Raw genomic sequence first — 20,640 nt, 5'->3', positions numbered from 1 at the left:
CTATTTGGTGATACTCAGTTCGCCAGGCGCACCTGTCATAGCACGCGAGGGCGAGGACGTTGCGATCAGCACACCCAGCGTCAGGACGTAGGGTGCAGCGAAGAAGAGGTAATAACCCTCTGATATGCCAATCGATTGCAGGGTAGGGCCCAGCGCGCCGGCCCCCCCGAAGAGCAAGGCGGCACCAAAGCAGGCAATCGGGTTCCAGCGGGCAAAGATCACGAGCGCGACAGCCATGAGGCCTTGGCCGGACGAAATGCCCTCGTTCCAGCTGCCCGGATAGAACAGCGACAGGTAGGCCCCTCCGACGCCGGCAAACGCGCCGCCTGCGGCAGTGGAAAGCGTTCGGATCAGCAGGGGACGCAGTCCCATGGCGCGGGCGGCATCGGTGCTGTCCCCGACCACGCGAATGATGAGCCCGATGCGGGTCGTCCGCAACATCCACCACATCGCAAAGGCCAGCACAGCACCGATGATGAACAGGACATTCACGCGCAACGCGGCCCGGACCTGCTGAACCTCTGACCACCACCCGAAATTGATCGATGGAAGGTCGGGCGCGACCGGCTGCACGTAGGGTTTGCCGAAATAGAACGCGAGGCCCATTCCCAGGATCATCATCGCAATCCCGACGGCGATGTCATTCACCCGCGGCAAGGAACAGATCAGCCCGTGGATCAGCCCGAACAAAGCCCCACCCGCAGCGGCCGCCAGCACACCCAGCCAGGATGACCCGGTAAGATAGGCGATGGCATAGCCGGCCATTGCGCCGAAGACCAAGGTGCCTTCCAGACCTAGATTGATCCTGCCGGAGCGTTCGGTCAGGACCTCGCCCAAGCTGACGAACAGGAACGGCGTCGAAACGCGGATCGCGCCGCCCAAGATAGCAAGCGGTATTACCCAAAGACCCAGATCACTTTCCATCAGGCAGACTTCCAACGTTCGGGGGCAAAGATCTTGAAGCGACCATAGAGCGTGTCGCTCATCAAAATGGACACAAAGACAAAGCCTTGAAGGACAAGTACAGTTGCATCCGGTAGGTCCATTCGGCGCTGGATCAGGCCGGAAGAGGCCTCGAACCCGGCCAGCAAGATCGCCACGGGGATGATGGCAAGCGGGTTATGGCGGGCCAGAAAGGCAATCAAAATGCCTGTATAGCCATAGCCCGATGCAAGGCTTGCGTTGGCTGAGCCGTGTACGGCGGCGACCTCGAAAAAGCCCGCAAGCCCGGCCAAAGCCCCGCCGAGGGCAGTGAACCCGATGATCAGTCGCCCGACCGGCAGTCCCTGCACCTGAGCTGCGCGCATGTTGCCGCCTGAAATCCGCGCGGCAAAGCCCCAGGTCGTCTTTTCGATTAGGATCCATGCCAGCAGGCAAGCGAGGATGCCAAAGGCAAGGCCCCAGTGAACCTCCCATGCGGGGATGTCGCCAACGCGCAATGGTGGGGGCAGGGGGGCAGTGGACGGTTTGTTCAAGCTGTCCGGGTCACGCAGCGGCCCTTCCACCAGGTGGTTCATCAAGGCGATGGCGATATAGGCCATAAGCAAGCTGGCAATCGTTTCGTTGACGCCGCGATAATAGCGCAGGGCCCCGACCGCGCCGATCCACAGGCCACCAATCAGCATTGCGCTGATGGCCATCAGAGGCAGGGCAACGACGCCGATCGTCTGGCTGAGAAGCACGCCAGCAGCCCCGGCAGCCACGCCGCCCAGGACGATCGCCCCTTCGCCCCCGATCACGACAAGACCGAGACGCGCCGGTAGGGCGACGCACAGGGCCGCCAAGAGCAAGGGAGCGGTGCGCGACAGCGTGTTTTGCCAGGAAAACGCCGTTCCGAAGCCAGCCTGATAGGTCAGAGAAAAAAACTGCGTCGGAGATTTGCCCTGTAATATCAGAAATATGCTGAACACGGCAAAGCCCGTCAGCAATGCAGCAAGGGGCAGCACGACAGATTCGGCACGACGCGCGACCTGGCCCAGAAACCCACGTTGGGGTGTCCCGACCAAAGGTGCCGATGCGGATTGATCTGTCATCGCTGCCCCCTTTTCTGGTTCAGGACGTCGAGCCGATGACGCCTTCGACAAGGTAATCCATGCTTTCCAGGGCGATATCGTTCTCAACGTAGGCCTGACCCGCGGTCAAAAGCGTGTTGCCGGCATTGTCGTTGAGCGGCCCTTTGATCGCGGCGAACCCGCCCGACATGATCTCGGCCTTCACGGCCTCGAATTGGGCGCGGGATGCGTCGGACACGGCGGGTCCAAGCGGTGACATCTTGATGAAGCCATCGGCCAGACCGCCACGTACGAAGTTGTCGATCGTGCCGCCGTCCAGCATGGTCTGAACCATGCCCGTGTAGACGCCCGCCCAGTTCCATTCCGCGCCGGTCAGGTACTTTTCCGGAGCGAGAGGAGACTGATCCGCGTGGTAGCCGCAGACAAAACAATCGCGTCCGGCGGCTGTTTCCATCACCACCTTTGGTCCGTCCACGTGGCAGGTGATGACATCACAGCCCGCGTCCGCCAAAGCATTCGTGGCCTCGGCCTCTTTGACCGCCAGGGACCATTCGCCGGTGAAGATGACCTGACAGGTGATGTCCGGGTCAACCTGCCGCGCACCCAGCAGGAACGAGTTGATGTTCAGCAGAACCTGAGGGATCGGCTTGGCCGCGACGAAACCGATCTTCTTGGTCTTGGTCGCGTGGCCAGCGGTGATCCCGTTCAGGTATTGGCCCATGCCGATATAGCCGAAATAGGATCCGACGTTGGTGGGCATCCCGTCGGTCCACAGACCGGCGGCGTGCTGAAACCGGACGTCGGGATGCTTTGGCGCAATCTCAAGGACGTGAGGGTTGAAATAGCCAAAGGACGTCGGGAACAGCAATTGTGCGCCGTCAAAGTTGATCATGGATTCCATTGAGTTCTGAACGTCGGTCGTTTCCGCGACGTTCTCTTCCTCAACGACGGTGACGCCTTCCATCATGGCAACGGCAGCCGCGCCTTCTGCATGGGCCTGGTTGTATCCGAAGTCGTCTTTCGGGCCGACGTAGATGAAACCGACGGTCAGCGGGGAATGCGCAGCAGCCGTTGCCAGCGTCGGCAGTGCCGTTGCACCGGCGAGTGCAGCGGTTCCCTTTAGGAATTTCCGGCGCGAGAATGGTGTGAATGACATCTTCAAAGCTCCCTGAGGCGATGGCGGGGCAGCCTGGATTGGTCCGGCAGCCCGAAAAGAACACAGATGACAAGGTACGCCTTACAGCGCTGTTGTCGTCTGCTATGTTTTCAGCGATCCGATGCAAAAAACGCAACGGTTTGGGTCGCCGCAGCCGCGCGTGGGCAAGCCACGCTATTCAGACGCACGCATTTCAAGCGCCGCGACGAGCTGCTGACCGAACTTGGCCGAGGCAACCGGCAGGGTCCGGCCCTTCATCTGTCCAAGCAAGAGACGACCTGTCGGCAGGTCGCGCACCGACAGGGGGCGATGCGCAATGCCGCCTTGTTTCTTTGCGCTCAGGCCGATCGGGATCTGAAACCCGACTGCATTTTCGCAGGTCACGTAGTGGCGGATCAGGTCAAACGATTCCGTCTCCACGATAGGTGCCATTGTGCGGCCTTTGCGCGCCGCAGCCAGTTCCAACAGGTTGCGCACGCCATAAGCGCTTGTAGGCAGGACGATGTCATACTCCAGGCAGTCGCTGAGCCGCAGTTCCGATTTCTGCGCGAGAGGGCTGTCATGTTGAAAAACCGCGTGAACTGCTTGGGGCAGGGCGCAAAGCACCTCGAAATCAACAAGATGAACAGGCTCGAAAACCAACGCGAGATCGCTGCTGAAGGAGGCCAGATCCTGTTCGGCCTGTGCGCGATCGCGGATATTCACGCTGAAGCTGACGCCCGGATGGGCCGCGCGGTAGATCGCGATCTGTTCGGGCATGAAGTACGGCAGCAACGCCTGTGAACAGGCGATCGAAACGTGACCACGCCGTTCACCCGACAGATCTGCGACCTGGGACTGAATGCGGGCCAGATCGGTCCGCTGCAGCCCGATATGCTGCATCAGCAGTTCCCCTGCCGGGTTCAACCGCATGCCCCGCGGCAGGCGTTCAAAGATCGGCCAGCCGAATTCCTGCTCGAACTGTTGGATGCGTCTGTTCAATGCCGATGCGGTCAGATTGGTGTCTTCGGCCGCCTTGCGGATCGATCCTGCCCGCACCACGGCCTCGATCAATTCAAACGTCTTCAAGTATCTCATATCGCTATCTTTCTGTCTTGCGTTGCGAAAAACGCATCGGATATGTGTTTTTATAGCATTAGATTTGCACACTTATCCATCGCAGTCTTTGCCCCAAGCGCCGAACCCAAATCAGGCGAGCCAAACAGAGAGGGCGATGAAGATGACCAAACAGACTTCGCGACGGAATTTCTTGAAGATGGGCGCTGCCAGCGCGTCGGTCCTGCCGTTCCTGCGGGCCATGCCGGCGGCTGCCCAAGGATCCGATACCTTGGTCGTGGTCAGCGGCCAGACGATCAACAGTCTCGACCTTCACCGCTCCGGCACCAGCCGTGCATCGTACCAGGTTGGTGTAAACTGCTATGACCGCTTGGTGTCCTTTGGCACCAAGGAAGCAATCGGCGGCGGCTATTCGTTTGACTACAGTGTCATCGAGCCCGAATTGGCCGAAAGCTGGACGGTATCCGATGATGGCCTGACGCTGACGTTCAAGCTCAAGCCTGATGCAACGTTCTGGGATGGGCGCAAGGTCACCGCGGCGGATGTGAAGTGGTCCTTTGACCGCGCAGTGTCGGTTGGCGGCTTCCCGAGTGTTCAGATGAAGGCCGGCGGATTTGAACGTCCTGATCAGTTCGAAGCCATCGATGACGAGACATTCGTGATCAAACTGGACTTCCCGTCCAAGCTTTCGATCCCCGACCTTGCGGTGCCGGTTCCCTACATCATCAACTCGGTCGAGGCCCTTGCCAACGCGACGGAGGATGATCCCTGGGCGCTGGAATACCTGCACACGGTCGCGGCTGGATCGGGCGCCTACAAGGTTGCCCGTTGGACCCCCGGCGAACAGCTGGTTTATGAGCGTAACGATGACTGGGTCGGCGGCCCGATGCCCGCGCTCAAGCGTGTTGTCGTGCGCGAAGTCCCAAGCCCCGCCACGCGTCGTGCATTGGTTGAACGCGGCGATGTTCAGATCGCATTTGATATCCCCGACAAGGACGCAGCCGAGCTTGCCGAGACGCTGGATGTGTTCTCGACACCTGTCGTCAATTGCATGTTCTGCCTGTGCCCCAACTTTGCGTTCGAGCCATTCAAGGACGCGGATGTGCGCAAGGCGCTGGCTTATGCGATCCCCTACGAGGATATCTTTCAAGCCGCCGCATACGGTCGCGGACAGCCCCTGTGGGGGGGTGAGGAAGAGATCACGGACATCGCTTGGCCCCGGAAATCTCAATATTACACGGATATCGAGAAGGCCAAGGAACATATGGCCAAGTCTGGCTATGCCGATGGCTTCGCAGTGCCGCTCTCCATCAGCCTCGACCTCGTTTCCTGGATGGAGCCGACCGCGCTCCTGATCCAGGAAGCATTGGGCCAGATCGGCATTACCGTGGAAATCGAGAAGATTCCCGGCGCAAACTGGCGCACGGCCTCCTTGGTGGAAAAACGCTTGCCGCTGCACCTTGAAACCTTTGGTGGTTGGCTTGACACGCCTGATTACTATTTCTTCTGGGCGTATCAGGACGGACACCTGTTCAACTCCTCGAACTATCGCAACGAAGAGATAGAAGAGTTGACCAATGCAACGTTGCACATGCCGACGGATGATCCCGAATACGCGCCGAAGCTCAAGCGGATGTTCGAAATCGTTCTGGATGAACTGCCTCGTATTCCGCTTTACCAGCCAGCGCTCAACGTGGCAGCCAACGGAGCGGACGGGTACGAATTCTGGTTCCACCGGCAGTTGGATATTCGCCCACTGAAGTCCGTGTAGGCCATGCTTGCCTCGACACCTCGGCTGCGCGCAATCTTGTTGCGCGTGGCCCAATCGGTCCCGGTCGTGGTTGGCGTGGTGGTCATCAGTTTCCTGTTGACCCGCGCTCTGCCCGGTGATCCGGCGGTCTATTTTGCCGGTGTGACGGCAGATGCGGAATCGATTGAGCAAACCCGTGTAGCAATGGGTTTGGACAAACCTTTGATGCAGCAATTCTTCATATACGTTGGCGACCTCTTGCAGGGAGATCTCGGCCAATCACTTTCAAGTGGACGTTCCGTTGCCGAAGACTTGGCCAAACGGTTGCCTGCTTCGCTTGAACTCACTTTGACGGCATTGATCCTTGCCATTGTCATTGCCGTTCCCCTGGGGGTGCTGGCTGCCACGCGGCCTGGGACATGGGTGGATCATCTCTGCCGTGTCATCGTTACTGCGGGCGTTTCATTGCCAACATTTTTCACGGGTATCCTCCTGATCTATATTTTCTACTATCTTCTTGGAATTGCGCCATCACCCCTGGGACGGCTGGATTTCATCTATCTCGACCCTGATCACGTAACGGGGTTCTATTTGATTGACGCAGCCTTGATGGGCGATTGGGAAACATGGCGCGGCGCAGCTAAACAGTTGATCCTGCCAGCCAGTACCCTTGCTTTATTCACGCTAGCACCGATCGCGCGAATGACGCGGGCGGCGATGCTGACGGCGTTGTCATCGGATTTCATCCGTACGGCTCGTGCTGCGGGACTGTCCAACAGAACGGTTCTTTATAGGTATGCCTTTCGCAATGCCTTGCTGCCGGTCGTGACAACTCTTGGCATGGTTTTTTCTTTCGCGCTCGGGGCGAATGTGTTGGTGGAAAAGGTCTTTGCATGGCCTGGTATCGGATCCTACGCAGTCGAGGCGCTGGTTGTGTCTGATTACGCCGCCGTACAGGGCTTCGTTCTTGCAATGGCGCTTTTGTTTGTCGCGCTAAACCTCGTGATCGATCTGCTTTACACTGCGATTGATCCTCGTATCGGGTTTTCATCCAAATGACTGAAGTCGCCCAGCATCCTGTGATCAAGAAACAAGGCAATCTTGATCATGTCCTTTATGTCCTTAAAGGTAATCCGGTAACGCTGATCGCCTTCGGCATGTTCGCGGTTCTAATCCTCTCTGCCGTTCTTGGGCCGTATCTTGTGCCTTTTGATCCGCTACAAACCAACGCCGTAAATGCGTTGCAACCACCTTCTGCAACGCATTGGTTCGGAACGGATAACGTCGGGCGGGATGTGTTCAGTCGGGTGATCGTAGCGACAAGGCTTGATCTGTCGATCTCAGTTGCGGCCGTGGCGCTATCGTTTGTCGTTGGCTCTATCCTGGGATGTATCGCAGGGTATTGGGGCGGCTGGCTCGACATTATCCTTAACAGGTTTCTTGATACGATCATGGCCTTCCCGCTCTTCGTGCTCGCAATGGGTATCGTTGCGGCCCTTGGCAACACAATTGAGAATATCATCTATGCCACGGCCATCATCAACATGCCTTTTTATGCCCGGCTGGTGCGAGCCGAGGTGAATATCCGTCGTGACTCCGGTTTTGCACGGGCCGCCAAGTTAGCCGGAAATTCCGATCTTCGTGTTTTGGCATTTCATATCTTTCCGAATGCCTTGCCGCCAATGATGGTGCAGGTATCGCTCAATCTTGGCTGGGCGATCCTCAATGCTGCAGGGCTTTCGTTTATCGGTCTCGGGGTCAGTCCGCCAACGGCAGAATGGGGCATCATGGTAGCAGAGGGCGCAAACTATATTGTGTCGGGCGAATGGTGGCTTGCGGTCTTTCCGGGCCTCTGGCTCATGATCGCTGTCTTTACCTTTAATCTTCTGGGGGACGGATTGCGTGACATCGTCGATCCGCGTAAACGCACATGAGCTCGATGTTATCTGTCAATGACCTTGCCGTTTCGTTTCAAACGCGCCGTGGTGAAGTTGATGCAGTCCGTGGTATCAGTTTCCAGGTTTCGAAGGGCGAAATTCTTGGAATCGTTGGCGAGAGTGGCTCTGGGAAGTCAGTCACTTCTTATGCCTTGATGCGTATCCTCGACGCCGGAGGAACAATCAAAGCGGGCGATGCAACGTATTCCGGTATTGATCTGCGCCGAGCGTCTGAAAAGGACATGCGCGATATCCGCGGTCGTGAAATCTCGATGATTTTTCAAAACCCACGCGCGGCTTTGAATCCAATCCGCAAGGTGGGGCATCAGATCGAAGATGTACTTCGGCATCATTCTCGTGCGACTCGCTATGATGCGCGGGCCAAGTCGATTGCCGCTCTTGAAGCGGTCAAAATCAACGATGCCGAAGCACGTTATGACGCCTATCCGTTCGAGTTGTCAGGCGGCATGTGCCAGCGTATTGTTTGCGCAATTGCTTTGGCTTGTGACCCACGTTTGTTGATCGCGGACGAACCGACAACCGGACTGGATATCACGACACAGAAGGCGGTGATGGAGCTTGTCCGTGACCTGATCCGTGAACGTGAAATGAGCAGTATTCTGATTACACATGACTTGGGCCTTGCAGCGCAATACTGTGACCGAATCCTAGTGATGAAGGATGGAATGATCGTTGAACAGGGTGATCCTGAACAGATTTTCAGCCGCCCGCAGCACCCCTACAGTCGTAAATTGGTGGATGCGACGCCGCGGGTGGGATCGGGTGTTCGCAGCCTTTTACCGGTCGAGGACCGAAGCGAGGAGCCGACGCTTGACGTAAGTGACAAGCCGTTGCTCGAGGTGTGTGATCTGACCAAGACGTATGCGGGAAAATCGGGACCGGTTCATGCGGTCAAGGGTATTTCTTTCCAGGTCAATCAAGGTCAATGCGTTGGCTTGGTTGGGGAAAGTGGATGCGGGAAATCCACGACGTCTGAAATACTCGTTCGCCTTATGGATCCGACAAGCGGAGAGATCATTTTTGACGGTGAAGACATTGCGCAGGTTTCCGCGACCAGTTTCGCCAGGGATCGACGCCGCGCTGATATTCAGATGGTATTTCAGGACGCGACGGACAGTCTGAATCCGCGCCACACGGCACGTCAAACCATTGCAGAACCGTTGCGTCGATTGGCAGGAATGCGGGGGGCGGAGCTGACGGCAAGGATCAATGAACTCGCCAACCTTGTCGGACTGCCGCTGGCTTTGCTTGACCGTTTCCCACACCAGCTTTCTGGCGGTCAGAAAGCACGGGTTGGAATTGGGCGCGCTGTGGCGCTTGAGCCGCGTTTCCTTATTCTGGATGAGCCGACAGCGGCGCTGGACGTTTCCATTCAAGCGGTCGTTTTGAATCTGCTGGTCGATCTGCGCGCCAAACTAGGGCTAAGCTATCTGTTCGTCAGCCATGATTTACATGTGGTTCGTCTATTGTGCGACCACGTCATCGTTATGAAAGACGGCGAAATCGTTGAACAGGGACCCGCAGAGGTCGTCATGTCCAACCCGCAAAGCGATTATACGAAATCACTGCTCGCGGCGGCTCCGAAACCGCCGGAACGCCGCCTCACATTTGAAGACAAAGACCCGGAGAATACCCATGCTGACGCAGTTGCCATTCACGCTTGAGGCCCTTGAAAAGGCCTATGCAGGCGGTGTCTCACCCGTTGCTGTGGTGGACGAAGTGTTTGAGCGTCTTGCGTCAATCAATGATCCGGGCATTTTCATCCACCTATGCGACCGCGACAGTCTGCGAGCAGAAGCGGAAGCGCTTGGACCTTACGATCCTGGCAAACCGCTTTGGGGTATTCCCTTTGCAGTGAAGGACAATATCGACGTCGCGGGCATTGAAACGACCGCTGGATGCCCTGCCTATGCCTATGCCCCTGATGCGGATGCCTTCGTGATTGCAAAGCTTCGGGCTGCGGGGGCGCTGATGATTGGCAAAACCAACCTTGATCAATTTGCGACCGGTCTTGTGGGCGTTCGGACGCCCTATGGTGCGCCCCTGAACGCCGTTGATCCTGAAATTGTGCCGGGCGGGTCGTCTGGCGGATCCGGTGTGATTGTTGGGCATGGCGTCGTGTCCTTTTCGCTGGGCACTGATACTGCCGGTTCGGGGCGTGTCCCTGCCGCCTTGAATAACATCGTGGGTCTCAAACCTACTTTGGGTGCGCTTTCGGCCAGTGGGGTCGTGCCTGCTTGTCGGACGCTTGACACCATCTCGATCTTTGCGCTGACCGTTGATGACGCATACGCGGCTTTTGCTGTGGCGCGGGGTTTCGACTCCGCTGATGCCTATTCCAGGCCTCTGACGCATGAGGCAATGACGTCACCTGACGGCCCGTTGCGCATAGGGGTGCCGGATGCCGCGTCGATCGAGTTTTTCGGTGATGAGGTGCAGAAACAGGCCTTCGATCGGGATGTGGCACGTTTGGCTGCGTCGGGCGCCACCATCAACTATCTTGATTTCGAACCGCTCTATGCCATCGCCCGCATGCTTTACGAAGGTGCCTGGGTCGCAGAGCGCTATACGGTGATTGACGCGTTGCTGGCGTCGAACCCTGACGCGATCCATCCAGTGACGCGTAAAATTATCTCCCACGCCGAAAGCATGTCGGCGGCCGATGCGTTCAGGGGGTTCTATAGGCTGGCTGAATTGAAACGCGCCGCGGAGCCGATGTTGGAGGGGTTGGACATGCTGTGCGTGCCAACCATCCCGACGTTCTATTCGGTCACCGATCTGGAAGCTGATCCCGTCACCCCAAATTCCAACAATGGCACCTACACGAACTTTGTGAACCTGCTCGATATGTGTGGCATCGCTGTTCCGACCGCGCCGCGGGCGGACGGCAGGCCAGGCAGCGTGACTTTGCTTGCCGCGGCGGGCAAAGATGCAGCCATCGCTTCGGTTGCGCGTGACTTCGAACTAAACTGCGATCGCAAGATGGGGGCCACGGCGCATCCCGTGCCGATGCCCGCACCGCTTCCAAAAGCCACGTCAGATCGTATGGACTTGGCGGTCTGCGGGGCACATATGACCGGATTGCCACTGAATTGGCAGCTGGCGGATCTGGGGGCGACTTTCGTACGCCGCGCGCAAAGCTCTGCTGACTACAAGTTTTATGCCCTCGCTGGTGGTCCGCCGGATCGGCCCGGGATGGTGCGGTCCGAAGGTTCTGATACGGGTGCCGTCGCGCTGGAGATCTGGTCGATTCCGAAAGCCGCCTTCGGAACCTTCATGGCCGGTATTCCAGCGCCCTTGGGGATCGGGACTGTCGAGTTGTCCGATGGATCCCATGTGAAAGGCTTCATCTGCGAAGCCAGCGGTACGAATGGGGCCACCGATATTACCCATCTTGGGGACTGGCGCATATATCTCGAACAGAAGGCTGTGCCAGCATGACGTTGCAAGTCGAAAGCAGGTTGATCCAATTGGGCCTTGAGCTGCCCCCCGATTGGACGCCGCGTGGTCAGTTCCTTCCGTTTCGCAAGGACGGGACGATCGTCTATCTGTCAGGCCAGATCTGCGAGTGGGACGGCAGTGTCACGCATATTGGGCCGGTTCTCGATGAACCCAAGGCGATTGAGGCCGGTCGTGACGCCGCCAAGATCTGCGCGCTGAACCTGATCTACCGCCTGCGCGAAGCCTGTGAAGGCGATCTTGATCGGGTGGATGTCGTTCTGCGCCTCGGGGGCTTTGTGAACTGTCAGTCGGGTTTTCCCCATAGTCCTTTGGTGATCAACGGGGCCACCGAGATTTTCATCGCCTTGTTTGGCGATCAGGGTTGGCACGCACGCACAGCCGTGGGCGTATCGGGATTGCCGGGAAATGCCTCTGTCGAAGTGGACGCGATCGTTCGGCTCAAGTCCTAGGCGGTTGAGGAATGGCGCGCGGAGGGCTTTGCGCCTCCAACTCGGCAGCCATGGACAAGAGCAGCGCATCCTGCCCCGGCTTTCCAGCCAGCATAACGGACCGAGGGCGTCCAAGCCGGTCCAGGCCCCACGGCAGGCAGACGAGCGGGCCACCGAAAACCGTCCAGGGCGTCAGCCAGTCCTGATACCCGGTGGTCCCGTCGATCAAAGGGGCACCATCTGGCACGGGCAGGGTGAGGATGGCGTCCACGTCTGCAAGCCCAGCCCAAAACGCGGCCATTGCGTCTGCGAGGTATGCGGTCGCCTGCGCGGCTTCAGCGGCCGAAATGGCAGCTCCGGCCTGCAAGCCAGCCTTGAATTTCGGCATCAGAAGATCGGCCCGATCATCAGACAGCATTGACCCGTGGGCCATCGCGGCTTCAAAGGTCATCACAATCCGATGGGCTGTGACGATCCGTTCGACATTTGCCTGCAAGGTGGTTTTGCGGAGGGATGTTGCAAATGCTTTGCAGGCATCCGCTGCTTCATCCAGCGCAACCAACGTGTCGTCGTATGGCACGACATCCCCGTCCCAAAGCCCGCAAAGCAACGTCGGTTTCACTTCCGCCGATGCCGCGGCGTGGGTGTGTGCCATCGCGTCGCATGCTTGCTGCACCAGCATGAGCGACCCTGCGATTATGCCGACTGAATCGAAACTCGGTGCCAGAGGCGTGACGCCTATATTCGACAAGAGACCGTATGACGGTTTGAATCCGACAACTCCGCAATAGGCGGCGGGTCGACACAACGATCCAGCGGTCTGAGTGCCGAGGGCAATGTCCACCAACCCGGCCGCGACGGCGGCGCCCGATCCGCTGCTGGATCCACCGGGTGAACGGGTCAGATCAAAGGGGTTGCGACATGCGGTGGGGTCGGTGAAGGCAAATTCTGTCGTAGTCGTCTTGCCCACGATCGACGCGCCGGCGGCACGCAAGGCCGCAACGACAGGGGCGTCCTGCGGGGCAGGGACCGCATCCCGGCACGCCTGACTGCCATTGCATGTTGGCAGACCTGCGACATCAATGATATCCTTTACGCCAACCATCAGGCCGGCCAGCGGACCCACGGCGGCCGGGCTTCCGATCTGTGCGGGGTCGGATATTGTCGCAAAGGCATGAATATGCGGCTCCCAAAGCGCAGCCTTTTGCTGAAACCGATGACCGATATCCGAGCCGGAACGCCTATCCATCAGACGTCTCTGGCCACGCCAATCAGATGATCCCGCGAAATCAGAGCTTCGAGGTCCGAGGGCGTTTGCTGGTCGGCGTCTGCCGGGGGCTGAGGCAGGACGAGATAGCGCATATCGGCGTTGCTGTCGTGCACGACCAGTTGGATATCGTCAGCAAGGTGCAGCCCGAATTCGGCCAGGACACGACGAGGTTCACGCACGGATCGCGCACGATATGCCTTTGAAATGTACCATGATGGCGGTTGCCCAAGAATGGATCTGGGGTAGCAAGAACACAGCGTGCAGGTGATCAGATTGTGCAGGTCCGGCGTGTTCTCCACCACAATTATCCGTGCCTCGGTCACCGGAATGTCCAGTTCCTGCACGGCCGCCCGACCGTCTTTTAAAAGACGATCCTTATACGCGGGGTCAATCCACGCTTTTGCAATGACCTTGGCCCCAAGATGAATGCCAGGGCTTTCCAGTTTCGCGATTGCAGCGGTGACCTCGTGCGCAGTCAGCAGACCCTTGCCAATCAGCACCTCTTGCAAGGCATCAACAACGATCTGCGCCTCGATGTTTCCCGCTTCATCCTCGATCACGATGGCTTCATGTTCGCCGTGGTCATGATCATGGGGCATGTTCGGCATCCTTTGCTTCGGTCAGCCAGTGGTCGTATATTTCAATGATGAGGGCATCGCGTTCCGGGATATCCTCATCCGGCCAAAGCTGCGCCTGCGAAAAAGCGACACGATATAGATCAACGGCTCGTCCTGATGTGTTGCCAATCGCCAGGTCTTCCGGGTTCAGATAAGTTCCGCAGTATTCGACGACACGACCGATCTGTCTGCGAACGTAATGCGGAATACGTACATGGCCGGATTTGCCAAGTGCCAGAACCTGCACGGGGTCGCCGGGCCGAAATCGTGTCATCGTGCTTTGTCTAAATCTGCCCAACGTGCCTTGCCGGCCTCGACTGCGGTATCCAGCTCTGCCTGCGAGACGACGCCTTTCTCGATCAGTATATCTGTCATCGCCTCCAGCCGGCGGCGATAAAATGAAAGGGTATTGTATTTTTCCAGGCCAAAGCTCTCAAAACCGCGGCGTACCTCATCAAGAGAAACGATCCGTCGTGTCCCATCCCCAAGCAGACCACGAATAGCTTCGACCTGTTTTTCCCAATGCAACCACGGCAGCTCGACCATTGGAATTTCACCGGCCTGATCCCCGCCGACATCGTGATAGCCTTTTGGTCCTTTAACGTCGCTCATGGTTCCTCCCTTGATCGTCTAAACTTGGCAATGGCATGAGACGTTTACCATTGCTATTTTTGCATCAAACCGGTGCGGAAAAATGCGCTCTTACGATTTCTGTCCATCCTCCAGCGCCATGCCGATCGAAATAAGTTGCCGATCCCGATCTTTCGCCCCGACCAAGCTTAGTCCGACGGGGCCGTCGTCGACAAAACCTGCGGGCATCGACAGCTGTGGCAGGCCGCTTAGTCCCGCGACACAAAGCATTTCCAAGGCGCGCGTCCTGAACCCATTCAGGTCGTTTTCAGGTGTTGCACGAAAGGGTGCGGGGCCAGGTCCGGTCGGGAGCACGAGAACGACGTCAGGCGTAACAATCTCGCGAATACGGGATTGAACGGCGACCCTTTTCGCATCTGCGGCTTGAAATGTTGCGCGATCAATCTGGGAAGCCGCTTGAAAACGCTCTCGAATACCCGCACCAAAATTTGGCGTCTGGCTGCTGACCCAGTTTTTGTGAACGTCCCAGACTTCGAATGCCTGACAAATTCGGAAAGTTTCGCGCCAGTCTTCCAATCCTTGCTCAGGCAGCAGGATCGGAGTGGCAGGCCCCATCAAGGCCTCCAATTGTGCCAACCTGGGTGCGACCGCTGCAATTGCGTCCGCCCCCGCGCGAGCCCAAACGTCCACGGGCAGTAAAAGCTGCGTTGGCAAGGGGCCGTCGGGACAATGAAGTGATTGGGCAACCCGGTCCATCATTGCGGCCGACCTTGCGAACCATCCCACGGTATCAAATGAATGGGTGAACGGCATTGTGCCATCAAGCGCGATTTGGCCGAAGGTCGTGCGAATACCCCAAATTCCGCAGAACGATGCCGGTAGGCGAACCGATCCGCCGGTATCACTGCCCAATCCGATATCCACCAGACCCGCGGCCACCGCAGCAGCAGATCCTGATGAAGATCCGCCAGGAACGCGACGGGGATCTGCTGTATTTAGCGGGGTCCCGTAATGCGCATTCACACCCATCAGACTATAGGCGAGCTCGTCCGTGTGGGTCTTGCCAACAAACCGGACCCCAGCGTCAAGCAACTTGCTAATTACCGGGGCATGTTTGTCTGCAACCGGATGGGTTCGTTTCCATTCAGGATTGCCGCAGCCTGCCACGTAGTCCGCAACATCAAAAATGTCCTTTGCCGCAAATGACACACCTTGAAGAGGCCCCGCTGCTTCCCCCTGCAGCGTAAACATATCCGTAAAAGCATTTACCGTATCATCCATGGCATTCAATTCCCACTGTGGTCTCGTTCCGTCCCGGTTCCTCAAGAAGGGTTCGCGTCCCTATTCATCCATCATGGAGACATGCGCGGCAACAATACGCCACCCTTCGTCGAGGCGAGCCCAGCTATGGCTTTGGCGTCCAATTCTTGATTGATCAGGTTTGACAAATTCCGTATTGGCTGTTGCGAAGTCACGACCGAAAGTCGTTATGACCGTTTTTCGCAAGCTACGGGACAGACCCTTCGATGGTCGCGATTGGCGGAATGCCAAAATCTCATCTTGGCCGTGCAGGTTTTCTGTCTGACCGTAACGTATGACGTGCTCGCTCGCCCAAAACAAACGGTCGAGGGTCTGAATGTCATTGTTGACCAGTGCTGTCTCATATTGCTCAAATGCATGCTTGACCTCTGTGATGATGGTCGGGATATTTATGTCCATCCGGGAAACCTTACGATGTCGATTTTGATAACATGCCGTCGAAGACGGTTCGAAGATGCACCCAGACTTTGCAATGCCTGCGAAGTTTGCGGCTAGCAACGTGCCAGCGGGCGGCGCATTTTTGGGCTGTGTTGCCAGCGGTGCTCAAATTGCGTGCATCGCCATGATATTGTACTTGGGGTCAATCTGATCGGGTTGGTTGGCGCCGAAAACGAGCCGACTAATCTTCGTGGTGGGGTGTGCAACCCTGAAATACAGAGCCTCAAGAAGTTCGGAAACTAGCGTGCTACATTCATCTCTCGGTCTTAACGGCGGCATGACGGCCCCGCATCGCGCAGCTTCTCTTGCGGGTCGCGATATCCTCGTTGCCGGGGGGACCGCAATCGAGGCGATGGTTGCCGCTGCAGCGACCATTGCGGTCGTGTATCCGCATATGAACGGGATCGGTGGGGACGGGTTTTGGATTATCAAGCGACGTGGAGAGGCACCGATTGGCATTTCCGCATGTGGCACAGCCGCTGCACTTGCGACACCTAGCTACTATGCGAACCGGGGATTCAAGGATGCTATTCCTACAAGGGGTGGCTTGGCCGCGCTGACAGTTCCTGGAACGATCAGTGGTTGGGACAAGGCCCTGTCGCTGGTTTCCGATGATCGGCGTATTCCGCTGGCCCGTTTGTTTGAAGATGCAATCGGACATGCGAAACGCGGTATCGCAGTGACCGGGAACCAGGCAGATTGCACGGCTGACAAGCTTTCTTCCTTGCGCGATGTTCCCGGTTTCAAAGAGACGTATCTGATTGATGGGAACGCGCCGCGCGCCGGTCAAAAAATGGTTCAGCGGCGCCTGGGCGAAACCTTTGAAAGTTTGGCCGAGAACGGGCTGCGTAGTTTTTATGATGGTGCTTTGGCCACAAGGCATGCGGACTATCTGGAACAGAACAAAAGCCCACTACGTGCATCGGACTTCGAAAACTATCATGCGCAAATTGTGAAACCTTTGGCGTTGGCCACGTCACAGGGTCAGCTTTACAATATGATTGCGCCGACGCAGGGCGTTTCATCTCTGATGATCCTGGGCCTGTTTGACCGGTTAGGTGTGACCAGAGGCGAAGGTTTCGATCATGTCCACGGACTTGTCGAAGCAACCAAACAGGCCTTCATCCGTCGAAATGCGGAACTTGGCGATCCTGATCATATGGCCGCTTCTGCGCAAAGTTGGTTAGAGACCAATCAATTGGACGCTATGGCGACCAAGATCGATAGAACAAAGGCGCTTCAATGGCCGTACGAGCCTGCTTTGGGCGATACGATCTGGATGGGCGCTTCGGATAGTGAAGGCACTGTGGTCAGCTTTATTCAAAGCGTGTTTTGGGAATTCGGATCCGCGCTGACCTGTCCTGATACGGGCGTCTTTTTTCAGAACAGAGGGGCAGGGTTTTCGCTGTTGCCGGGCCCTAACCAAATTGGCCCTGGTCGCAAACCCTTTCATACGCTCAATCCCGCGATGGCTGTTCTGGAGGATGGCCGTATCATGGCCTATGGCACAATGGGAGGTGAGGGCCAGCCGCAAACGCAGTCGGCAATTTTCACAAGATACGTCCAATTCGGTGTGGATCTTCAGGCCGCAATCACGGCACCGCGTTGGCTTTTGGGAAAAACTTGGGGTGCGGATACCACGTCGTTGAAGTTGGAAAACCGGTTCGACCCCGATCTTGTCAGCGCGCTGGAAAGAGCGGGACACGACGTGGAAATGTTGCCGGATTTCAGCAGCCTGGTCGGCCACGCTGGCGCGGTTGTCCTGCATCCCGATGGCTTGGTTGAAACGGCGACAGATCCGCGTGCCGATGGGGCCGCTTTGAGTTTCTAGCCAGAACTGGCTCTATCGTTCCGCGTTGCCCATCCCATTCGGGTTGTAAGCTTCGCTCACAACAGCCGAAACGTGCACACCTTGGTTGGCCGACCACCAAAGCTGCCGGACCTTGCGAAGGCCTTCCGCAGGATCCGTAGAAATGGATCGGATGACGAGAGCAGCCGATCGCGATGGTCGGCATTCTCAGACGCGATCAGGCAGGTGCCGGTCCCGAGGGCCGCTGTCTAGATTTCCTTGGATCAGGTATCAATCTGTAGGTCGCAACTGCGCAGCAAAGGCACATCGCCATCACGGCAAAGGACCACCAACCACCATAGGTCTGTGTCGCCCAGGCAAATGCAAAGGGCGCCGAAGCGTTGATCCCCATCTGAACAAACGAAATCCACCCCAGGCGCGCCCCGTATCCCTTGGCCCCGAACAGCGCCAGCGGCAGGGTTCCGCCTGCGATCGTCTTGATGCCGTCTCCCATGCCGTAAAAGGCGGCTGCCAGCAAAAGCCCGGGCAGGGTAAATCCAAAGGTCAACAGGGCGAGGAAACCCGACAGCATCAGGCCGAGGCTGATTGCATAGGTGTTCAGCGGGTACATGTTGCGGCTGACCAGCATTTCAAAGAACCGGCCCACGGTCTTGAACGGACCGATCACTGCGCCCGCAAGGGCGGCGATGGCTGCCGTATGGCCCTGGTCCTGCACGTTGGTCACCCAAAGCGTCATGACAGCGCCCATCAAGTAGCCCGAAAAGACGAAGGAAATGACCATCCAGAGCATCGCCTGCTTTCGCGGCCGTCCGGTCAATTCGGGCCAATCCGGTGTGTTCGCCGGTTTGGGCGCAGCGGCGTTTCGTTCAGGACCACGCAGGGCGAAAAAATGGATCGGCGGACAGATGGTCAGAGCGCCGAGGCCCAGGATGACCCATGTCACCTGCCACCCGAACCGATCGAACAGAGCCAGGGTCAACGGCCAGAAAATCGTCGAAGCCACGCCGCCGAACAGCGTGATCACCGAAATCAGGCGCTGTGGCGGCACGCCCAGATCCAGACGCGCGACGCTTGCAAAGGCGACGTTGTAGAGGACAAACATGCCCGCGCCTTCGGCCAGCAGGATCATTGCGAAAAGCCCGGCGCGCCCTTCGGCCTGGCTCAGCCCCATCAGGGCCAGTCCGGCGACGACCGATCCCAACGTCATCACCCAGCGGCCGCCGAAGCGGTCCACCAATTTTCCTGCGACAGGAGAGGCCAGACCACCAAAGAAGAGGCCCAGGGACAGGACCGCGAAAACCTCTGACAGGGTCAGGCCAAGATCCTTGGCCATTTCTGGCAAAAGCACCGCATAGGCATACATCAAGGTGCCGTAGCCTATGATCTGCGTGATCCCCAACCCGACGGCAGGCAGGTAATCTCGGTCAAGGTGCGGCAGCCTCATCCAGCAGGAACACCACGATAGGCGCAACGACCCGCAACCCAAGTTCCCTGAACGGACGGCACGGAGGTGTCAGGCCAGTTCACAAGGACCAGATCGGCGCGTTTGCCGACTGCGATTTCGCCGCGATCCTGCAGGTTCATCGCCCGCGCGGGGCCGGTCGAGACAAGCCGCCAAAGCGCCAGCCGATCCGCCCGACGCTCTGCCTCTAGCTTGGCGATGGCGGCCAGCATCGCAGGATAGAAATAGTCCGAAGCGAGCGCATCGCACAGCCCCGCCTCTACCATGTCGCCCGCGCCGAGCGAGCCGATATGGCTGCCGCCGCGCGCGGCGTTGGGCGCGCCGAAGATGATCGGATCCCCGCCCGCACGGGCCGCCTTGGCCGCGTCCATCACCATCGGAAACTCTGCGACCTTCGCCCCAAGACTGCGGAAATAGGCACGGGTTTCCGCCCTCGTATCATCATGGCTCAGCATCGGCGCGCCGGCGTCCCGCGCCATCCGCGCGACGTTTGCAATGGCATCCGGCACCTCGCCGCGCCGATCCCAGACGCGCCCCAGCAGCGCGATGTAGTCTGCCTCGCTCAGCCCCGCCCGATGTGCCTTGGACGCGGTGCGCTTTTTCATTCTCGCATCATCCAGCGACGCAATGGAAAAGTCCGGCGACAATTCAAAGGCACGATCCTGGATTGGCACATCATAGGCGCGCATGGTCATGGAGGTATGGTCGTTGAAGGCAACCGACGGCAAGAGAGCCCCCTTGAGGGCCCATTCAATGACGTCCAAGGCCTCGAACGCGTAGGTTTCCCATCGAAGCTGCACGCGATTTTCAACCGTCAGCCGGGGTGCCAGATCGCGGATGGCCTGCATGAGATCGCGCCCGCGGGTCACATCGCGCAGGCCCGGCTCCCACCCCAGGGTGATGGCGTGATAGGCGGTTGCGATCCCGTTGGTTGCCAATTGACGGTCGGTGTCGATGACGGCGGTTTCAGTGGGAAAGAACACGCCGGGGCGCGGCATCAATTGTCGCTCAAACGCATCGCCATGCACATCGATCAGGGCAGGGGCCAATATCAGCCCGCGGGCGTCGATCACATCGCCACGCGCCGGGCCGCCGATTTCGGCGATCTGGCCGTCGATGACCGTGACCGTCGTGTCAGCAATCTCGTTGGGCAGGTAGACCTGCGCCCCTTCAAAGGTAATCATTCAGAACCGTTCCAGTTTCAGTTGCCAATGCCCGCCCGCGTCGTCTTCGGGCAGATTGGTCGCGACGCGCATCAATTCAAATCCTGGAACAGGCGCATGAGACGGGCGGTGATGCAGAAAGGATGG

19 protein-coding genes are annotated in these 20,640 nt (G+C 58.2%); 7 read left to right on the top strand and 12 right to left on the bottom strand.

Going from position 1 to position 20,640, the window contains the following annotated elements:
• The 4 genes from K3551_RS12990 to K3551_RS12975 all read right to left on the bottom strand — a co-directional run bounded on the left by K3551_RS12990 (nt 1) and on the right by K3551_RS12975 (nt 4,317).
• Entirely contained in the window at nt 1-924 is a 924-nt protein-coding gene (locus tag K3551_RS12990; protein ID WP_259913902.1) for an ABC transporter permease, read from the bottom strand.
• Nucleotides 924-2,033, bottom strand: a complete 1,110-nt coding sequence (locus tag K3551_RS12985; RefSeq protein WP_259913900.1) for an ABC transporter permease — start codon at nt 2,031-2,033, stop codon at nt 924-926. The genes K3551_RS12990 and K3551_RS12985 overlap by 1 nt, the downstream gene beginning before the upstream one ends.
• A 19-nt stretch (nt 2,034-2,052) precedes the next feature.
• Nucleotides 2,053-3,168, bottom strand: coding sequence for a BMP family ABC transporter substrate-binding protein (locus K3551_RS12980; RefSeq protein WP_259913898.1), 1,116 nt, complete (start codon nt 3,166-3,168; stop codon nt 2,053-2,055).
• A 174-nt stretch (nt 3,169-3,342) separates the two neighbouring features.
• Entirely contained in the window at nt 3,343-4,317 is a 975-nt protein-coding gene (locus tag K3551_RS12975) for a LysR family transcriptional regulator (RefSeq protein ID WP_259913896.1), read from the bottom strand.
• A gap of 64 nt (nt 4,318-4,381) precedes the next feature.
• Between K3551_RS12975 and K3551_RS12970 the strand changes: the two genes are divergently transcribed.
• The 6 genes from K3551_RS12970 to K3551_RS12945 are packed head-to-tail and all read left to right on the top strand — an operon-like array spanning nt 4,382 to nt 11,843.
• A complete protein-coding gene (locus K3551_RS12970) occupies nt 4,382-5,995 on the top strand; it encodes an ABC transporter substrate-binding protein (RefSeq protein WP_259913894.1) in 1,614 nt (537 codons plus the stop codon).
• A 3-nt stretch (nt 5,996-5,998) separates the two neighbouring features.
• The gene (locus tag K3551_RS12965; RefSeq protein ID WP_259913893.1) at nt 5,999-7,033 is read left to right on the top strand and encodes an ABC transporter permease; all 1,035 of its coding nucleotides are present in this window, start codon (nt 5,999-6,001) and stop codon (nt 7,031-7,033) included.
• Nucleotides 7,030-7,908, top strand: a complete 879-nt coding sequence (locus tag K3551_RS12960) for an ABC transporter permease (RefSeq protein WP_259913891.1) — start codon at nt 7,030-7,032, stop codon at nt 7,906-7,908. The genes K3551_RS12965 and K3551_RS12960 overlap by 4 nt, the downstream gene beginning before the upstream one ends.
• Nucleotides 7,905-9,596, top strand: a complete 1,692-nt coding sequence (locus K3551_RS12955; protein ID WP_259913878.1) for an ABC transporter ATP-binding protein — start codon at nt 7,905-7,907, stop codon at nt 9,594-9,596. Before K3551_RS12960 ends, K3551_RS12955 begins: the two co-directional genes overlap by 4 nt.
• Entirely contained in the window at nt 9,568-11,373 is a 1,806-nt protein-coding gene (gene atzF, locus K3551_RS12950) for an allophanate hydrolase (protein ID WP_259913875.1), read from the top strand. The genes K3551_RS12955 and atzF overlap by 29 nt, the downstream gene beginning before the upstream one ends.
• The gene (locus K3551_RS12945) at nt 11,370-11,843 is read left to right on the top strand and encodes a RidA family protein (RefSeq protein ID WP_259913873.1); all 474 of its coding nucleotides are present in this window, start codon (nt 11,370-11,372) and stop codon (nt 11,841-11,843) included. The genes atzF and K3551_RS12945 overlap by 4 nt, the downstream gene beginning before the upstream one ends.
• Here the strand turns inward: K3551_RS12945 and K3551_RS12940 are convergent.
• The 6 genes from K3551_RS12940 to hpxZ all read right to left on the bottom strand — a co-directional run bounded on the left by K3551_RS12940 (nt 11,833) and on the right by hpxZ (nt 16,019).
• The gene (locus K3551_RS12940) at nt 11,833-12,927 is read right to left on the bottom strand and encodes an amidase (RefSeq protein ID WP_259919612.1); all 1,095 of its coding nucleotides are present in this window, start codon (nt 12,925-12,927) and stop codon (nt 11,833-11,835) included. The two genes, K3551_RS12945 and K3551_RS12940, sit on opposite strands and share 11 nt — an antisense overlap.
• A gap of 143 nt (nt 12,928-13,070) precedes the next feature.
• Nucleotides 13,071-13,691 (bottom strand): nitrile hydratase subunit alpha, encoded by a 621-nt coding sequence (locus tag K3551_RS12935; protein WP_259913871.1) that lies wholly within the window; start codon nt 13,689-13,691, stop codon nt 13,071-13,073.
• Nucleotides 13,681-13,983, bottom strand: coding sequence for an SH3-like domain-containing protein (locus K3551_RS20045; RefSeq protein WP_409197379.1), 303 nt, complete (start codon nt 13,981-13,983; stop codon nt 13,681-13,683). The genes K3551_RS12935 and K3551_RS20045 overlap by 11 nt, the downstream gene beginning before the upstream one ends.
• Nucleotides 13,980-14,321 carry a nitrile hydratase gene (locus K3551_RS20040; protein WP_409197378.1) on the bottom strand — a complete coding sequence of 114 codons (342 nt, stop codon included), beginning with the start codon at nt 14,319-14,321 and terminating at the stop codon, nt 13,980-13,982. Before K3551_RS20040 ends, K3551_RS20045 begins: the two co-directional genes overlap by 4 nt.
• A 90-nt stretch (nt 14,322-14,411) precedes the next feature.
• Entirely contained in the window at nt 14,412-15,581 is a 1,170-nt protein-coding gene (locus tag K3551_RS12925; RefSeq protein ID WP_259913867.1) for an amidase, read from the bottom strand.
• 60 nt (nt 15,582-15,641) lie between these two features.
• A complete protein-coding gene (gene hpxZ / locus K3551_RS12920) occupies nt 15,642-16,019 on the bottom strand; it encodes an oxalurate catabolism protein HpxZ (RefSeq protein ID WP_259913864.1) in 378 nt (125 codons plus the stop codon).
• A 316-nt stretch (nt 16,020-16,335) separates the two neighbouring features.
• On the opposite strand from hpxZ, the gene K3551_RS12915 reads away from it, so the two are divergent.
• Nucleotides 16,336-17,889: a gamma-glutamyltransferase family protein gene (locus K3551_RS12915; protein ID WP_259919607.1), complete on the top strand. Its 1,554-nt coding sequence runs from the start codon at nt 16,336-16,338 to the stop codon at nt 17,887-17,889.
• Nucleotides 17,890-18,085: 196 nt separating this feature from the next.
• Here the strand turns inward: K3551_RS12915 and K3551_RS12910 are convergent, their stop codons facing one another.
• The gene (locus K3551_RS12910) at nt 18,086-19,312 is read right to left on the bottom strand and encodes an MFS transporter (RefSeq protein WP_259913839.1); all 1,227 of its coding nucleotides are present in this window, start codon (nt 19,310-19,312) and stop codon (nt 18,086-18,088) included.
• On the bottom strand, nt 19,309-20,514 hold the full coding sequence (locus K3551_RS12905) for an alpha-D-ribose 1-methylphosphonate 5-triphosphate diphosphatase (protein WP_259913827.1): 1,206 nt from the start codon (nt 20,512-20,514) through the stop codon (nt 19,309-19,311). The genes K3551_RS12910 and K3551_RS12905 overlap by 4 nt, the downstream gene beginning before the upstream one ends.
• Nucleotides 20,515-20,640 lie beyond the last annotated feature (126 nt).

This window comes from Jannaschia sp. M317, assembly GCF_025141175.1.
Classification (GTDB): Bacteria; Pseudomonadota; Alphaproteobacteria; order Rhodobacterales; family Rhodobacteraceae; genus Jannaschia.
Note: the sequence above shows the minus strand (reverse complement) of the source record. Positions and strands in the feature narration are given on the sequence as shown.

Coding starts and splice junctions, on each gene's coding strand:
- K3551_RS12990 (WP_259913902.1), bottom strand. CDS start 924: ATGGAAAGTGATCTGGGTCTTTGGGTAATACCGCTTGCTATCTTGGGC.
- K3551_RS12940 (WP_259919612.1), bottom strand. CDS start 12,927: ATGGTTGGCGTAAAGGATATCATTGATGTCGCAGGTCTGCCAACATGC.
- K3551_RS12955 (WP_259913878.1), top strand. CDS start 7,905: ATGAGCTCGATGTTATCTGTCAATGACCTTGCCGTTTCGTTTCAAACG.
- K3551_RS12905 (WP_259913827.1), bottom strand. CDS start 20,514: ATGATTACCTTTGAAGGGGCGCAGGTCTACCTGCCCAACGAGATTGCT.
- K3551_RS12985 (WP_259913900.1), bottom strand. CDS start 2,033: ATGACAGATCAATCCGCATCGGCACCTTTGGTCGGGACACCCCAACGT.
- K3551_RS12945 (WP_259913873.1), top strand. CDS start 11,370: ATGACGTTGCAAGTCGAAAGCAGGTTGATCCAATTGGGCCTTGAGCTG.
- K3551_RS12915 (WP_259919607.1), top strand. CDS start 16,336: ATGACGGCCCCGCATCGCGCAGCTTCTCTTGCGGGTCGCGATATCCTC.
- K3551_RS20045 (WP_409197379.1), bottom strand. CDS start 13,983: ATGACACGATTTCGGCCCGGCGACCCCGTGCAGGTTCTGGCACTTGGC.
- K3551_RS12935 (WP_259913871.1), bottom strand. CDS start 13,691: ATGCCCCATGATCATGACCACGGCGAACATGAAGCCATCGTGATCGAG.
- hpxZ (WP_259913864.1), bottom strand. CDS start 16,019: ATGGACATAAATATCCCGACCATCATCACAGAGGTCAAGCATGCATTT.
- atzF (WP_259913875.1), top strand. CDS start 9,568: ATGCTGACGCAGTTGCCATTCACGCTTGAGGCCCTTGAAAAGGCCTAT.
- K3551_RS12980 (WP_259913898.1), bottom strand. CDS start 3,168: ATGTCATTCACACCATTCTCGCGCCGGAAATTCCTAAAGGGAACCGCT.
- K3551_RS20040 (WP_409197378.1), bottom strand. CDS start 14,321: ATGAGCGACGTTAAAGGACCAAAAGGCTATCACGATGTCGGCGGGGAT.
- K3551_RS12925 (WP_259913867.1), bottom strand. CDS start 15,581: ATGGATGATACGGTAAATGCTTTTACGGATATGTTTACGCTGCAGGGG.
- K3551_RS12970 (WP_259913894.1), top strand. CDS start 4,382: ATGAAGATGACCAAACAGACTTCGCGACGGAATTTCTTGAAGATGGGC.
- K3551_RS12965 (WP_259913893.1), top strand. CDS start 5,999: ATGCTTGCCTCGACACCTCGGCTGCGCGCAATCTTGTTGCGCGTGGCC.
- K3551_RS12910 (WP_259913839.1), bottom strand. CDS start 19,312: ATGAGGCTGCCGCACCTTGACCGAGATTACCTGCCTGCCGTCGGGTTG.
- K3551_RS12960 (WP_259913891.1), top strand. CDS start 7,030: ATGACTGAAGTCGCCCAGCATCCTGTGATCAAGAAACAAGGCAATCTT.